The sequence below is a fragment of the Pseudomonas sp. NFACC25 genome (assembly GCF_900100935.1).
Lineage (GTDB): Bacteria > Pseudomonadota > Gammaproteobacteria > Pseudomonadales > Pseudomonadaceae > Aquipseudomonas > Aquipseudomonas marginalis.
Window position 1 is genome coordinate 168,085 of the sequence record NZ_FMUC01000008.1, and the last position, 14,789, is coordinate 182,873.

Below are 14,789 nucleotides of genomic sequence, written 5' to 3' on the forward strand. Positions count from 1 at the left end.
GGGCGCTTGGCTCCCTCCCAACTTTCAGATGTTCATGCTCTTGAAGTGCGCGAGCATCCGCTGCGCATCCGGCACCTCGCCACTGAACAACTCAAACGCCTTCACCGCCTGGAACACTGCCATGTTGCCGCCATCCAGGGTGCGGCAGCCCAAGGCGCGGGCATCGCGCAGCAGTTCGGTTTCCAGCGGGAAATACACAATTTCAGCCACCCACAGTTCGGCTCTCAGCAGGGCCGCGGGCACCGGTGTGCCGGGCAGCTTGGCCATGCCCATGGGCGTGGTGTTGACCAGGCCATCCGCCTCGGCCATGGCGTTCTCCAGGTGGGTGCCGACCTGGGCGCGACCGGCGCCGAAACGCTGGGCGAGGTTATCCACAAGGTCGCGGGCGCGACTGGGGTCCACGTCGAAAACGCTCAACTGTTCCACACCTTCGGCCAGCAGTGCATGCGCCACCGCGGCACCGGCGCCACCCGCGCCCATCTGCACCACGCGTTGGCGCGGCACATCGTTGAGGTTGCGGCGAAAGCCCTCGGCGAACCCCAGGCAGTCGGTGTTATGGCCGATACGCTTGCCGTCCTTGAAGACCACGGTGTTGACCGCTCCGATGCCTCGGGCCTCGTCGGACAAATCATCGAGCAACGGCAGGATTGCCTGCTTGCACGGGTAGGTAATGTTCAACCCGGTGAAGTGCATCAACTCGGCAGCCTCCAGCAGGTCGGGCAGGGCGTTGATGTCCAGGTGCAGGGGCTCGAGGTCGATCAGGCGATACAGGTAGCGCAAGCCTTGGGCGTCGCCTTCCTGCTCATGCAACGCGGGGGTGCGGGAAGCCTGGATGCCGGCGCCGATCAGGCCGGCGAGGATGCGCGGTTTCATCGGGCCGACCCCTTCAACAACTGGCTGAAATGTTCCAGGGCCAAGTGGTAGCCATGGCTGCCAAAGCCCGCGAGCACCGCCTTGGCGATGGGTGACACAAACGAGTGATGCCGAAACGCCTCGCGCGCATGCACATTGGATAAGTGCACCTCGATCACCGGCACTTCACTGGCCACCAAGGCGTCGCGAATCGCCACCGAGGTGTGGGTCCAGGCTGCCGGGTTGATCACGATACCGGCGCAGCGGGCGCGGGCGCCGTGGATCCAGTCGAGCAGTTCGCCTTCGTGGTTGGTCTGGCGGAATTCGATTTTAAGCCCCAGTTGTTCGGCGCTGCGGCCGCACAGGGCAGCGACGTCGGCGAGGGTTTCATGGCCGTAAGTCGCGGGTTCGCGGGTGCCGAGCAGGTTGAGGTTGGGGCCGTTGAGCACCAGCACGATGGGCGGCATACGGGGGATCTCCACAGTTCTTGTTGGTTGTGGGGATAAAATGTACTGGTTAGTTAATTTGGTCAATTGATGACGGCAGATGTGTTCGATTACCGAACCGTTAATCAGATGTGTCCGGCGCTCGAATCAGATTAGATATCAATTGAAAATCATTCTCGACAACGCTTAAGATGCCCGCCTGTTTCCTTTACATTCCAGGGAGTCGGTTTGTCGGACGTGGATCTCAAAGGCCTGTTTCTCAAGCACGCCGATACCCTGCGCGGGTATCTGGCGCGCAAGGTACGGGACCCGCAGTTGGCGGCCGACCTGGTGCAGGAGAGCTTCCTGCGCCTGGCGGAAAAACCTGCCGGCGAGCGTATCGACAACTCCCAGGGCTATCTCTATCGAACGGCGAGCAATCTGCTGATCGACCATATTCGCCAGGAAGCGCGGCGCAAGACAGACTCCGTGCCCCATGAGGCGCTGGCCGAGATTGAAGATGAAGTGGCCGGGTTGGAGGCTCAGGCAATGGCGCAGCAACAGCGACAGGCATTGAAGCAGGCGTTGGCGGAATTGCCGGAACGCACCCAGCAGATCTTCCGTCTGAACCGTATAGAGGGCATGACCCACGCCCAGGTCGCCCGGCATTTGGATATCTCCGACAGCTCCGTGCAAAAGCACCTGGCCAAGGCGCTGGCGTATGTGATGCAGCGCTTGCAGGACGGCGAGGTGGAGCCAGCCGACGAATGAATTACGGAAAAACCTCAGCTCAGACGTCACAGCGTCATATAACGAAAAATTCGAGATTCACACGTGAATAGCCAGGGTCCGCAACAGCACAGCATTACCGAGGAGGCCGCCGAGTGGGCGGTGCGCCTGCACGCCGGTGCCCTGACCGACCAGGAGCAGGCCGAGCTGCGCCAGTGGATCGCCTGCGACAGCCGCCACGAAGCGGCGCTGCGCTTTGCCGAACAGACCTGGGCGGCGTTGGGCGAGGTGCATAAGGACGAGAGCGTTCACCGCCAGCGCCCCGCGACTGCAGCGCTGCCCGTGCGTCGCTCCCTGCGGCGCAGGCCATGGCAACGTGCGGCGGCGGTCGCGCTGGTCGTGGTGGTGGCCGGCGTCGGCTGGCTGCGCGGGCCGGACGCCTGGCTGCGCATGCAGGCCGACTATGTCACCCAAAAGGGCGAGGTACGCACCGTGCACTTGGCCGATGGCAGCACGGTGGAGCTGGATTCCGCCAGTGCCATCCGCCTGGATTACGACGGCGTGCAGCGGCGTATCAGCCTGATCCAGGGCTCGGCGATTTTTGATGTGGCGCCGATGGCGGGTCAGGAGACCCGTCCGTTCGTGGTGCAGAGCGCCGGCGGGCAGACGCGGGCGTTGGGCACGCGGTTTGTGGTGGAGCGCGAGGCCGACCGCCGTGCTTGGGTGGGCGTGTTGCAGCACAGCGTCGAAGTGTCTTTGCACGCCTCGCCGAAAAAAGGCCCGAGCGATCGGGTGCTCCAGGAGGGCCAGGCTGCGCGCTACAACGCCCAGGAGGGGGTGGTGCCCCTGGATCAGTTCGATGTAGACCGTGCCACCAGTTGGCGACGCGGCGTACTGATCTTTGACCGCCAGCCCCTGGCCAAGGTCATTGAGCAGCTCAATCGCTACCGTCCGGGGCGGGTGGTGTTGACCCATTCCGATTTGGGCGAGCGCGAAGTCAGCGGCGTCTTCCGTCTCGACATGCTCGACAGCGCCCTCGGAACGCTCACCCAGGAACTTCAAGTGCAACGCTTGGACCTGGCAGGCCTCAGCCTGATCTATTGATGACCCGGTGGGAGGCCTGCTCTCACCCGCTTAAAACCCCCCTTCGCAAAAACTTTTTAAAAAACCTTACTGACTTCCTGTGCCTCGTACGTCTTGCTAGGTGAGAAGCATTCGCATAAACAAACATACGATCAGCGCAGGGAAACCAGAAATGTCAGCACTCACCAAGGGGCGTATCACCGGTAGCCGGTTAGCCCTGGCCATCCACTTGGGTCTGTTCGCCGCGGCCGCTCCCGTGTATGCGGTGCAACCTCAGGCGGACGCTGCCCAGTCGGCGGTGCGGGTGTTCGATGTCCCGGCGCAATCCTTGGGCAGTGCCGTATTGGCCTTTGCCGACCAGGCCGGTCTGCAGGTGCTGTTCGACAGCCCGCGCCTGCAAGGCTTGCGCAGCACCGCGCTCAAAGGCAGCTTCAGCGTGCAGGAAGGGCTTGGCCGTTTGCTCGGTGCCACGCCGGTGGAATATCGCTTTACCGGTGAGCGCCAGGTCACCCTCAACCGTGTCAGTGACGACCCCGACGGCGCCATGACCGTGGGCACCACCACCATCACCGGCAACACCAACGGCCAGGCCAGCGACTGGGTGTACCAGACCCCAAAGTCCGTGGCGGTGATCAGCCGCGACATGATCGATAAACGTCCGCCCCGTCACGCCGCCGACATGCTCGAAGAAACCGCCGGCGTCTACACCGCCGTCAACCAGCGCGACCCTGGCCTGTCGGTGAATATTCGCGGTGTGCAGGACTATGGCCGGGTGAACATGAACATCGACGGCATGCGCCAGAACTTCAATGTCAACGGCCACCAGCAGCGCAACGGCACCATGCTGATCGACCCGGAGTTCATCTCCAGCATCGAGATCGACAAAGGCAGCCAGTCGGGGCAGGGCGGTGCGGCCGTGCTGGGCGGCATTGCTTCGTTCAAGACCCTGGATGCCAGTGAGTTCCTCACGGACGGCAAGGACTACGGCGGCCGCCTTCGCGCCGGCAGCGGCATCGGTGAACTGGGTAACGGCACCGACTTCAACGGCAGCGGCGTGTTCGCCTTTGGTGATGAGCGCGGCGATGTCGTGCTGGGCTACAGCGAGCGGCATTTCGGTAACTACCGCGCCGGCCGGCACAACGACGACAACCTGGGCACCAACCTGCGCGCCAGGTCATCTGCCCCTGCGGCCTTCGACGACTGGTTGAACAGCGAAGTCGGCGACACCGGCAGCGTGACCCGCTCGCAGATCGTCAAGTTCGGCCTGAACCTGCCCAACGACCAGCGCGTGCAGTTGAGCTACCTGGAAACCGACACCGACAGTAACGATGCCTGGGGCTATATCGCCAACGACCTTCAGAGCACCTACTACGTACGCACCAGCAAAAACAATCTCAACGCCAAAAACGTCGCGCTGGACTACAGCTACAGCCCGGACAACCCGTTGATCGATCTCAAGGCCAAGCTCTATTACGTCACCACCCAGATGGATCGCAGCAACGCCCCCAACCTGTCGTCGCCAGGTACCGGTAACTACGTCGGCGCCTACACCGATCACTTCCAGACCGACACCTGGGGCCTGCAGGGTGACAACAGCTCGCGGTTCGATTTTGGCGAACAGGGGCATGTCGCCTGGAACTACGGGGTGGAGCTGTACCAGGACGAGTTCAAGCCCCGCACCAACAAAGTTGAAGCCACCAACAACCTGGGCTTGTTGCCTTACGCAGAGGGCGGCACGCCAGGGGGCAAACGCACCATCGCCAGCCTGTTCAACAACGCGCAGTACGAATATGGCGGCTGGCTGACCCTGGATGCGGGCTTGCGTTATGACCGCTATCGGCTCGAAGGCGAAACCGGCATGACCCTGTACCGGCGTGATCGCTTCTACAACAGCCTTGTCGGTGCCAGGCGTGTCTCGGAAGTGATGGAGGTCGACCGTGAAGAAGGCCAGTTTTCCCCCACCTTCGGTCTCGCGGTGAAACCGGGCGTGGACTGGCTGCAGCTCTATACCCGGTGGGGCAAGGGCTGGCGGCCACCGGCGGTGACCGAAACCTTCATGACTGGCCGGCCCCACGGTGGCGGTTCGGGAGAACGCGTATTTCCCAACCCCTACCTCAAGCCTGAAGAATCACGGGATTGGGAAGTGGGCATGAATGTCTTCAAGGAAGGCTTGTTTTTCAGTGACGATCGCCTCGGCATGAAAGTGGCGTACTTCGATACCCGGATCGAAAACTTCTCTTTCCTCAACACCAGCGTCAGCTTGCCGGAAACCCAGGTGGGTGGATTCCTCGGGACCATGGCTTACGTCAATAACACCAACCCGACGCGTTTTCGCGGGGTCGAATACCAGCTCAATTACGACATGGGCCGCGCGTACGCCAACCTCAGCTACACCCACATGATCGGCAGCAATGAGTTCTGCTCGAAGAACTATTACATGGGCGGCGCCAAGACCACCGGGCCAAGGACCACCCGCCTGGAGCGTTTCACCCTGCCGGATGGGCGCATCGGAATACGGCCGGTCACCACCTATGAGGTGTTGGATGACGACGTCGCCAACAACAAGGAAAGCTGCGGGCGAATCATGGGGAACGCCACGTACATGCCAGCCGATCGCGGCTCGCTGACCCTGGGTGCACGCTTCCTGGAAAAACGCCTGGATACGGGTGTGCGTGTGCGCTACAGCTCGGGCAACGGCGAAAACCTCAATCAGCAGGGCTACGAGTTGATTGATCAGGCGATGTGGCCCAAGTACACGCTCTATGACCTGTACGCCAGTTACTGGATGACGGATCAACTGAACATTGCACTGGCGTTGGAAAACGCCACCGATGAAGCCTATTTCGTCGCCATGGGCGACGCCAACAACCTCAGCCTGGCGCGCGGGCGAACCCTGAGCGGCATGTTGGAATACAAATTCTGATCAGCGTGCGCAGGCACTTGATCAACGGTTTTGCCCATGGGTGGGCAAAAAGGCGCGCCGCACCGGCGTGCTCATCAACAACGTTGTTTAACGAGGTTTAGCGATGACTATTTCTGTTAGCTACGATTCGGGCCTGGGTTCTCTGTCGGTATCGGACTACCTGAGCTCCTGGGCAGTGGGGTTCAACACTGCAGGGCACGGCACCAGCAACACCGGCGGCTTCAGCAACGGCACCCTCAGCGGCGACCAGTATTCGACCCACGGCGCCAACAACTCCGAGTACGCGTTCATTGCCGACAGCGACACCAGCAATGGCCTGCACTATGTGTTCAACCCGTCGTTGCCCGCCAGCAGCAACCTGAACCACTACCTGTGGGGCGACCTGGATAACGTGCAACTGGGCACAGGCCTGGGCGGCGGCAATGGCAGCGACTTCTCCCTGAGCGACTTCAAGGTCGCGTTCAACGGCCTCGACCTGAGCGCCGCCGAGGGCGCCGGCCGGGCTGGCAACGACGTACAAAGCGTTATCTACGGTTTGATGCAGGGCAACACCGCCGCGCTGGAAACCGTGCTCAACAACCTGCTCGACGACTTTGGCCTGTCCACTGCCAGCACCTTCGACGAAGTGTCTGCGGGCCTGGCGGCACACGCCAGCGCAGTGTCCACCGACGTTGCCCTGGTGGGCGTGCAGGACGTGGCACAGGACTGGGCACTCGCTGCCTGAACCTGCTGCCGCCTGAAAAAAGCGAATGGAAGATCGCTCTCCCATTCGCCGTACTACACCGCCGTCGCCCAAGCCTTCTAACTCTTCCGGCGACGGCGGTGCCGAATTCTGCGCAGCGCCGTATCGGCTGTCAACGCGGCGACGCTGCACGTTCAACCCCACGAGAATCCCCAGATGCGCCACGTCGGCAACGAAACCCTGGCCGCCCTCACGGCCTATAAAAGTGGCTTCTTCAACATCGGCCTGTTCTCGGCGGTGATCAACCTGCTGATGCTGGCTCCGGCGCTGTACATGCTGCAGGTATATGACCGGGTGCTGGCCTCGGGCAATCAGATGACCCTGTTGATGCTGACGCTGATGATCCTCGGCCTGTTCGGCCTGATGGGGGCGTTGGAGTGGGTGCGCAGCCAGGTGGTGATCCGCCTCGGCACGCAGATGGACATGGGCCTGAACCAACGGGTCTACGACGCCGCGTTCGAAGCGCAACTCAAGGGCGGCACCCAGGCGGCGGGCCAGGCGTTGCATGACCTGACCACCTTGCGCCAGTTCGCCACCGGCCAGGCGCTGTTCGCGTTTTTCGACGCGCCGTGGTTTCCGGTGTACCTGCTGGTGATCTTCCTGTTCCACCCCTGGCTTGGCCTGCTGGCGCTGGGCGGCGCGGCGATATTGATCGCGTTGGCGTGGATCAACCACCATGTCAGCCAGGCGCCGATGGCCCAGGCCAGCCAACTGTCCATCCACGCCAGCCAGCAGGCCACGGCCAACCTGCGCAATGCCGACAGCATCGAGGCCATGGGCATGCTCGCCACCTTGCGCGGGCGTTGGTTCAATCAGCACCAGGCGTTCCTCGCCCAGCAAAACCTGGCCAGTGAAAAGACCGCCGCCGTCACCGCCTGGTCCAAGGGCGTACGCCTGGCCTTGCAATCGCTGGTACTCGGCCTGGGCGCGTTGCTGGCGGTGCAGGGCGATATCACGCCGGGGATGATGATTGCCGGCTCGATCCTGATGGGGCGGGTGCTGAGCCCCATCGACCAACTGATCGGCGTCTGGAAACAATGGGGCTCGGCGCGCCTGGCCTACGAGCGCTTGTCGCAACTGCTGGCGGCCAACCCGGCGCGACCGCCGCGCATGAGCCTGCCGGTGCCCAAGGGCCAGTTGAGCGTCGAGCACATCAGCGCCTGCGCCCCCGGCAGCCGTCGACCGGCGCTGGCCAATCTGGGGTTCAACCTGCCAGCGGGGGACGTGCTCGGCGTGATCGGACCTTCCGGCTGCGGCAAATCCACCCTGGCGCGGGTGCTGGTGGGCGCCTGGGCACCGCTGGCCGGCAAGGTGCGGCTGGACGGCGCCGACCTGGCCCAGTGGGACAAACAGCAACTCGGCCCGCACATCGGCTACCTGCCCCAGGACATTCAATTGTTCGCCGGCAGCATCGCCGACAACATCGCACGGTTTGCCGAACTGGATAGCGACAACGTCCTGGCCGCCGCGAAAATGGCCGGCGTACATGAACTGATCCTGCAACTGCCCCAAGGCTATGACACGCAATTGGGGGAGGGCGGTGCGGGGTTGTCCGGTGGCCAGAAACAACGCGTGGCCCTGGCCCGTGCGCTGTACGGCCTGCCGGCGTTGATCGTGCTGGATGAGCCCAACGCCAACCTCGACGAAGTGGGCGAGCAGGCGCTGCTCCAGGCCATCACCCAGCTTAAGCAGCAGCGCCGCACGGTGATCCTGATTACCCACAAAGCCAATGTACTGAGCCTGACCGACCAGTTGCTGATCCTCAAGGACGGCCAGTTGCAGGCCTTTGGTCCGACGGCGCGGGTGCTGGAGGCACGGCAGAAACCGGCAGCCTCCAAACCGGTGTCGACCCTGAGCATGAGCTACCGCCTCGGCGAAGGAAAACAGGCATGAGCATGAGTAAGCCGGTGCTGGTCAGCGACCGCCCTCACACGGTGTTGGCGCTGGATGACAAAAAATATTCGCGCCTGGGCTGGTTGTTGGTGCTTGGCGGCTTTGCCGGATTTATCGGCTGGGCCGCGTTGGCGCCGCTGGACAAGGGCGTGGCGGTGTCGGGCAAGGTCATGGTCTCTGGCCATCGCAAGACCGTGCAGCATCCTGCCGGGGGCATCGTCGAGCGTATCGAGGTGCGTGACGGTGATGTGGTCAACGCCGGCCAGGTGCTGTTGCGCTTGAAGGAGACGCCCTTGCGCGGGCAGATGCAGTCGCTGCGCAGCCAGTACCTGGCGTCCCTGGCCAGTGAGGCGCGCTTGAGTGCGGAAAGCGAAGGGCTGCCCGCCATCACCTTCGGTCCTGAATTGCTCAACGAGCCGGAGGCGGCCAACACCCTGAACCTGCAACGGCAACTGTTCACCAGCCGCGCCCAGGCGCTGGCCACCGAGCAGCAAGGCCTGCGCGAAACCATCGCCGGTGCTGAGGCGCAGTTGCGCGGCACGCAGGATTCCCAGGCGAGCAAGCTGCAGCAACACGCGGCATTGAACGAGCAACTGCAAGGGCTGCGCGAGTTGGCGCGCGATGGCTATATCCCGCGCAATCGCCTGCTCGACAGCGAGCGCCTGTACGCCCAGGTCGACGGCGCGATTGCCGAAGACTACGGACGCATCGGCCAGTTGCAGCGCCAGGTTGTGGAACTGCGCCTGCGCATCCGCCAGCTCGGCGAAGAGTTCCAGAAAGACCTGCGCGGCCAGTTGGCCGAGACCCGTACCCGCAGCGATGACCTGCGTAACCGCCTGGCGTCGGCCGAGTTCGAACTGGCCAACAGCCTGGTGCGGGCGCCGGCCTCGGGGGTGGTGGTCGGGTTGGAGGTGTACACCGAAGGCGGCGTGATCAAGCCCGGCCAGGCCCTGATGGACATCGTGCCCCAGGGCGAACCGCTGTGGGTGGAAGCGCGGGTGCCGGTGCAAATGATCGACAAGGTGCATCCGGGCCTACCGGTGGAGTTGCTGTTCTCGGCGTTCAACCAGGCCACCACCCCACGGGTGGCCGGTGAGGTGACGCTGGTCTCCGCCGACCGCCAGGTCGATGAGCGCACCGATGAGCCTTATTACACCGTGCGCGCCCAGGTCAGTGCGGGGGGCATGCAACAACTGGACGGCGTGCGGATTCGTCCGGGCATGCCGGTGGAAACCTTCATCAAGACCGGTGAGCGTTCGATGCTCAACTACCTGTTCAAACCCTTGCTGGACCGTACCCACATGGCCCTGGTGGAAGAATGAAGGCGCTGTTTTTGACCCTGTGCCTGAGCGTTACACCGGCGGCACATGCCTTGGGTTTGCTCGACGCCTACGACCTCGCCCTGCGCAATGACCCGACCTTCCAGGCCGCCATCCAGGAGCGCGAGGCCGGTGAAGAGAACCGCGTGATCGGCCGAGCGGCGTTATTGCCGAACCTGTCCTGGAGCTATAACAACTCGCGCAACGAATCCGAAGTTACCCAAAGCACCGCCGTCGGCGATGTCACCAGCGACCGTGATTACCGCAGCTATGCCTCGACCCTGACTTTGCAGCAACCGTTGCTGGACTACGAAGCCTACGCGCGCTTTCGCCAAGGCACCGCCCAGGCGCTTATGGCCGATGAGCGTTTTCGCAGTAAGAGTCAGGAGTTGGCCGTGCGCGTGCTCAGTGCCTACAGCCAGGCGCTGCTGGCGCAGGAACGCATCGAGTTGAGCCGTGCGCAGAAACGTGCGTATGCCGAACGCCTGCAACTCAATGATCGCCTGCTCAAAGGTGGCGAAGGCACGCGCACCGATGTACTCGAAACCCAGGCACGCTTGAGCTTGGCCCAGGCGGAGGAAATCGAGTCGCTGGACGCCCAGGACAGCGCCTTGCGCGAGCTGGAAGCGATTGTCGGCCAACCGTTGCAGATCGAAGCGCTGGCACCCCTGGCCCGCCCATTCGACATCCCGCCCCTGGAGCCCAACCGCTTCGAAACCTGGCGCGAACTGGCCATGGCCAACAACCCCGAACTCAAGTCCCAGCACCACGCGCTGGACGTGGCGTCCTACGAAGTGGAGCGCAAACGCGCCGGGCACATGCCCAAGGTCAGCCTGTACGCCAGCAGCCGCCAGACCAGCTCCGATTCGGAAAGCAGCTACAACCAGAAGTACGACACCAACAGCGTCGGCATCCAGGTCAGCCTGCCGTTGTTTGCCGGCGGCTCGGTGTCGGCCTCTACGCGCCAGGCGGCCAATCAACTGTCCCAGGCCCAATACGAGCTGGACGCACACACCTCGGCGACGCTGGTGGAGCTGCGCAAGCAGTTCAACCTCAACACCAGTGGTGCGGCGAAAGTGCGTGCCTACGAGATGGCCGTCAGCTCAGCCACCGCACTGGTTACTGCGACCAGAAAGAGCGTCAGCGGCGGTGAGCGGGTCAACCTCGACGTACTCGACGCCGAACAACAACTCTTCACCGCCCGCCGCGACCTGGCCAATGCGCGGCATGCGTATCTGCTGGCCAGGATTCAGTTGAAGTATTACGCGGGGTTGCTGAGCGAGCAGGACTTGCGGGCGTTGGCGGGGTACTTCCAGCCTTCGGCATGAGTGGTTACAACCCGGCATTCGTCGGGTTTTTTGTGGTTACTAATCTGTGAAACAGCTTCGGGAATAGGGAGCCGGTTGTCGGGTGGCAGAGGGAAATTGTTACCTGGCGGAAAATAACCTAACGGATGGGTTACGATGAAAGTAGGTGTTTATAAGGGATATGTCATCTCGGTGTTTATCAGGGACGAGCATTGTCCGCCTCATGTACATGTCAGGGGCAGGGAATGGGATGCGCGGTTTCGTTTCAGTTTTTTGGATGGGGACGTTGAATTGTGGGACGTAGAGCCTGAACGGAGGCGGCCACCCACGGCGGTTCTGAAGGAAATACGCGAGGTAATCATGCAGCGACATTATCTGGCACGGGCACGCAGGATTTGGTGGGAAAAACTGCAAACGGTTTGCCTGGAGAACCATTCATGGAACTGGGACACCAGTGAATTGGTTCCAGGGTTAGTCATTCGACGTGGTGTCTACGTCATCGCAAGCGCCTGGCACGACGCTGTAGCGCAACGGACTATTTTGAATCTGGTAAGAGCGCCAGATTGCGTGGGGATTAATTTATGAAAATCGTAAAAGCCAAAGTCATACCTTATGTACCTCTCACTGACGCCGACATCGACAAGGCAATCGCCCGTGGCCGTAGGCTAAAGCGCCTGTACGCCAACGCCAGCAATGTGCGTTATGTAGACGACTGCATTTCCATCGGTTTCAGCGACGGCAGTCGCGTCATGCTGCCGGTGGCAGGGCTGCCGGAGTTCGAAGGGTTTTCAGAGGAAGATTTCCAGCAGTTGGAAGTCAGTTTCGGTGGCAAGGCTATTAGCTGTGAGGCCCGGGATCTGGATGTTTCGATCACGGGCCTGATCGCCACAAGCCAGCCGCTGATGGACCTGGCCACCAGCCTGGTAGCGTCACGCAACGGTCGCAAGAGCAGCGCCGCCAAATCCGCCGCCGCCCGAGCCAATGGCAAGAAGGGCGGCCGGCCACGCAAGAAGGAGCCTGAGGACGCTGAATTACCGCCGGGTCAATAACACCCCGGATTCCATATGGTGCGTCCAGGGGAACTGGTCAAACATCGCACACCGGGTAATGCGGTGGCTGTCATGCAGTTGCGCAATGTTCGCCGCCAGCGTCTCCGGGTTGCAGGAGATGTACAGGATATTGTCGAAGCGTCGGGTCAGTTCGCAGGTGTCCGGGTCCATGCCGGCGCGGGGCGGGTCGACGAATACGCTACCGAATTCATAGCTCTTCAGGTCGATGCCGTGCAGGCGGCGGAAAGGGCGTACTTCATTCAGCGCTTCGGTGAGCTCTTCGGCGGAGAGGCGCACCAGGGTGACGTTACCCACCGCGTTTTCATCGAGGTTGCTCAGGGCCGCATTCACCGAGGTCTTGCTGATCTCGGTAGCGAGCACTTTACGCACACGGGTGGCCAGGGGCAGGGTGAAGTTGCCGTTGCCGCAATACAGCTCCAGCAAGTCATCCGGGCGATCGCCCAAGGCTTCGTATGCCCAGTTGAGCATCTTCTGGTTCACCGTGCCGTTGGGCTGGGTAAAGGCGCCTTCGGGTTGGCGGTAACTGAAAGTGCGGCCGCCGACGTCGAGTTTTTCCACCACGTAGTCGTGGCCGATCACATCGCGCTTGCCCTTGGAGCGGCCGATGATGCTCACATTCAATTCAGTCGCCAGCTTATTCGCCGCCGTGTGCCAGTGCTCGTCCAGCGGGCGGTGATAACACAGGGTGATCATCGCGTCGCCGGCCAGGGTGGTGAGGAACTCCACCTGGAACAGCTTGTGGCTCAGGGCAGCGCTGGCTTGCCAGGCGGCCTTGAGCTGGGGCATCAACTGGTTGATGCGCTGGCTGGCGATGGGGAACGCTTCGATCAGGATCGGCGTGCGCTTGTCGTCCTGGGAAAACATCGCGTAGTGGCGTTCACCGCCTTCGCGCCACAGGCGGAACTCCGCCCGCAGGCGGAAGTTCTGCAGCGGCGACTCGAAGACCTGCGGCTCGGGTGCGTCGAACGGTGCCAACAGGTCACGCAAGCGCGTGACCTTGTCTTGCAGTTGAGCGGTGTAGCGTGTGGCGTCAAAAGTCATGCGTTGAACCAGCCCAGCTTGATCACAAACAGAATCGACAGAATCACCAGTGCCGGGTTGAGCTCACGGTAGCGGCCCGAAAGCAGCTTGATGGCGGTCCAGGCGATGAAACCGAAGGCAATGCCGTTGGCGATGGAGTAAGTGAAGGGCATCGCCAGGGCGGTGATCACCACCGGCGCTGCAACGGTAATGTCATCCCAGTCGATTTCGGCCAGGCCTGAGGTCATCAATACGGCGACGAACAGCAGCGCCGGCGCGGTAGCAAAGGCCGGTACGCTGGCGGCCAGCGGCGAGAAGAACAGTGCCAGCAGGAACAGGATCGCCACCACGATGGCGGTCAAGCCGGTACGGCCACCGGCGCTCACGCCCGCAGCGGATTCGATGTAGCTGGTGGTGGTCGACGTACCCAGCAGCGAACCGGCCATGGCGGCGGTACTGTCGGCGATCAGCGCACGGCCCATTTTCGGCATGTGGCCGTCCTTGCCCATCAGCCCGGCGCGCTTGGCCACGCCGATCAGGGTGCCGGAGTTGTCGAACAGGTCGACGAACAGGAAGGCGAAGATCACGCTGACCAGGCCGATGTCCAGCGCGCCCTTGATATCCAGCTGCAGGAAGGTCGGGGCCAGGGACGGCGGCATCGACATCAAGCCGCCAAACGCGGTGACGCCCAGCAGAATGGAGACGATGGTCACCGCCAGGATGCCGATCAGCACCGCGCCGCGTACGGCCAGGGCTTCCAGCGCAACGATCAGCATGAAGCCGAGGATGGCCAGGATAGGCGCCGGCTTGGTCAGGTCGCCCATGCCCACCAGGGTGTTGGGGTTGCCGACCACGATCCCGGCGTTGTGCAGGGCGATCAGTGCCAGGAACAGGCCGATACCGGCGGCAATCGCCGAACGCAGGGGCAGGGGAATGCTGTTGATGATCCACTCACGGATACGGAAGATCGACAGCAGGAAGAACAGCACCGCCGAAATGAATACCGCACCCAGCGCAACCTGCCAGGTGTGGCCCATGTGCAACACCACGGTGTAGGTAAAGAAGGCGTTGAGGCCCATGCCCGGTGCCAGCGCGATCGGGTAGTTGGCGATCAGGCCCATCACGGTCGAACCGATGGCCGCCGCCAGGCAGGTCGCGACAAATACCGCGCCCTTGTCCATGCCGGTCTCGCCGAGGATGCTCGGGTTCACGAACAGGATGTAGGCCATGGCCAGGAATGTCGTGATGCCCGCGAGGATCTCGGTGCGCACGTTGGTGTTGTGTGCCTTGAGTTGAAACAGCTTTTCCAGCATGCCTGCTCCCTGTGACGCTATGTTGCGTCGTTATTTGTTGACCTCTAAGTCAAAGCACAAACTGCGCCAAGCGCCTGTGGTTCCAGAGAGGATCGGAAAAAGCGGCGCATCAT

13 protein-coding genes are annotated in these 14,789 nt (G+C 62.4%); 9 read left to right on the top strand and 4 right to left on the bottom strand.

Annotated features, from left to right (window positions below; translation table 11 throughout):
- Nucleotides 1-24: 24 nt before the first annotated feature.
- Together BLQ09_RS19265 and aroQ are read right to left on the bottom strand one after the other, a co-directional pair.
- Complete coding sequence (locus BLQ09_RS19265; RefSeq protein WP_092358256.1) at nucleotides 25-873, bottom strand: shikimate dehydrogenase; 849 nt, start codon at nucleotides 871-873, stop codon at nucleotides 25-27.
- On the bottom strand, nucleotides 870-1,319 hold the full coding sequence (aroQ, locus tag BLQ09_RS19270; protein ID WP_010206717.1) for a type II 3-dehydroquinate dehydratase: 450 nt from the start codon (nucleotides 1,317-1,319) through the stop codon (nucleotides 870-872). The genes BLQ09_RS19265 and aroQ overlap by 4 nt, the downstream gene beginning before the upstream one ends.
- 207 nt (nucleotides 1,320-1,526) lie before the next feature.
- Between aroQ and BLQ09_RS19275 the strand changes: the two genes are divergently transcribed.
- The 9 genes from BLQ09_RS19275 (at nucleotide 1,527) to BLQ09_RS19315 (ending at nucleotide 12,322) form a co-directional block, all read left to right on the top strand.
- Nucleotides 1,527-2,048, top strand: coding sequence for an RNA polymerase sigma factor (locus BLQ09_RS19275; protein WP_065925006.1), 522 nt, complete (start codon nucleotides 1,527-1,529; stop codon nucleotides 2,046-2,048).
- Between the two features lie 63 nt (nucleotides 2,049-2,111).
- A complete protein-coding gene (locus tag BLQ09_RS19280; protein WP_027605292.1) occupies nucleotides 2,112-3,110 on the top strand; it encodes a FecR family protein in 999 nt (332 codons plus the stop codon).
- Nucleotides 3,111-3,261: 151 nt separating this feature from the next.
- Entirely contained in the window at nucleotides 3,262-6,012 is a 2,751-nt protein-coding gene (locus BLQ09_RS19285; protein WP_092358258.1) for a TonB-dependent receptor, read from the top strand.
- Nucleotides 6,013-6,115: 103 nt separating this feature from the next.
- Nucleotides 6,116-6,736, top strand: a complete 621-nt coding sequence (locus BLQ09_RS19290; protein ID WP_027605294.1) for a heme acquisition protein HasA — start codon at nucleotides 6,116-6,118, stop codon at nucleotides 6,734-6,736.
- 174 nt (nucleotides 6,737-6,910) lie between these two features.
- A complete protein-coding gene (locus BLQ09_RS19295) occupies nucleotides 6,911-8,647 on the top strand; it encodes a type I secretion system permease/ATPase (RefSeq protein WP_092358260.1) in 1,737 nt (578 codons plus the stop codon).
- Complete coding sequence (locus BLQ09_RS19300) at nucleotides 8,644-9,969, top strand: HlyD family type I secretion periplasmic adaptor subunit (RefSeq protein WP_092358262.1); 1,326 nt, start codon at nucleotides 8,644-8,646, stop codon at nucleotides 9,967-9,969. The genes BLQ09_RS19295 and BLQ09_RS19300 overlap by 4 nt, the downstream gene beginning before the upstream one ends.
- Nucleotides 9,966-11,294, top strand: coding sequence for a TolC family outer membrane protein (locus BLQ09_RS19305; protein WP_027605297.1), 1,329 nt, complete (start codon nucleotides 9,966-9,968; stop codon nucleotides 11,292-11,294). The genes BLQ09_RS19300 and BLQ09_RS19305 overlap by 4 nt, the downstream gene beginning before the upstream one ends.
- A gap of 135 nt (nucleotides 11,295-11,429) precedes the next feature.
- On the top strand, nucleotides 11,430-11,858 hold the full coding sequence (locus tag BLQ09_RS19310) for a DUF4160 domain-containing protein (protein ID WP_092358264.1): 429 nt from the start codon (nucleotides 11,430-11,432) through the stop codon (nucleotides 11,856-11,858).
- Nucleotides 11,855-12,322, top strand: coding sequence for a DUF2442 domain-containing protein (locus BLQ09_RS19315; RefSeq protein WP_027605298.1), 468 nt, complete (start codon nucleotides 11,855-11,857; stop codon nucleotides 12,320-12,322). The genes BLQ09_RS19310 and BLQ09_RS19315 overlap by 4 nt, the downstream gene beginning before the upstream one ends.
- On the opposite strand, the gene trmA is transcribed toward BLQ09_RS19315, so the two are convergent.
- Both trmA and BLQ09_RS19325 read right to left on the bottom strand, forming a co-directional pair.
- Nucleotides 12,305-13,384 (bottom strand): tRNA (uridine(54)-C5)-methyltransferase TrmA, encoded by a 1,080-nt coding sequence (gene trmA / locus BLQ09_RS19320; protein WP_027605299.1) that lies wholly within the window; start codon nucleotides 13,382-13,384, stop codon nucleotides 12,305-12,307. The two genes, BLQ09_RS19315 and trmA, sit on opposite strands and share 18 nt — an antisense overlap.
- The gene (locus BLQ09_RS19325) at nucleotides 13,381-14,676 is read right to left on the bottom strand and encodes an NCS2 family permease (RefSeq protein ID WP_027605300.1); all 1,296 of its coding nucleotides are present in this window, start codon (nucleotides 14,674-14,676) and stop codon (nucleotides 13,381-13,383) included. Before BLQ09_RS19325 ends, trmA begins: the two co-directional genes overlap by 4 nt.
- Nucleotides 14,677-14,789: the final 113 nt, after the last annotated feature.

Coding starts and splice junctions, on each gene's coding strand:
- BLQ09_RS19265 (WP_092358256.1), bottom strand. CDS start 873: ATGAAACCGCGCATCCTCGCCGGCCTGATCGGCGCCGGCATCCAGGCT.
- aroQ (WP_010206717.1), bottom strand. CDS start 1,319: ATGCCGCCCATCGTGCTGGTGCTCAACGGCCCCAACCTCAACCTGCTC.
- BLQ09_RS19285 (WP_092358258.1), top strand. CDS start 3,262: ATGTCAGCACTCACCAAGGGGCGTATCACCGGTAGCCGGTTAGCCCTG.
- BLQ09_RS19290 (WP_027605294.1), top strand. CDS start 6,116: ATGACTATTTCTGTTAGCTACGATTCGGGCCTGGGTTCTCTGTCGGTA.
- BLQ09_RS19295 (WP_092358260.1), top strand. CDS start 6,911: ATGCGCCACGTCGGCAACGAAACCCTGGCCGCCCTCACGGCCTATAAA.
- BLQ09_RS19300 (WP_092358262.1), top strand. CDS start 8,644: ATGAGCATGAGTAAGCCGGTGCTGGTCAGCGACCGCCCTCACACGGTG.
- BLQ09_RS19305 (WP_027605297.1), top strand. CDS start 9,966: ATGAAGGCGCTGTTTTTGACCCTGTGCCTGAGCGTTACACCGGCGGCA.
- BLQ09_RS19310 (WP_092358264.1), top strand. CDS start 11,430: ATGAAAGTAGGTGTTTATAAGGGATATGTCATCTCGGTGTTTATCAGG.
- BLQ09_RS19315 (WP_027605298.1), top strand. CDS start 11,855: ATGAAAATCGTAAAAGCCAAAGTCATACCTTATGTACCTCTCACTGAC.
- trmA (WP_027605299.1), bottom strand. CDS start 13,384: ATGACTTTTGACGCCACACGCTACACCGCTCAACTGCAAGACAAGGTC.
- BLQ09_RS19325 (WP_027605300.1), bottom strand. CDS start 14,676: ATGCTGGAAAAGCTGTTTCAACTCAAGGCACACAACACCAACGTGCGC.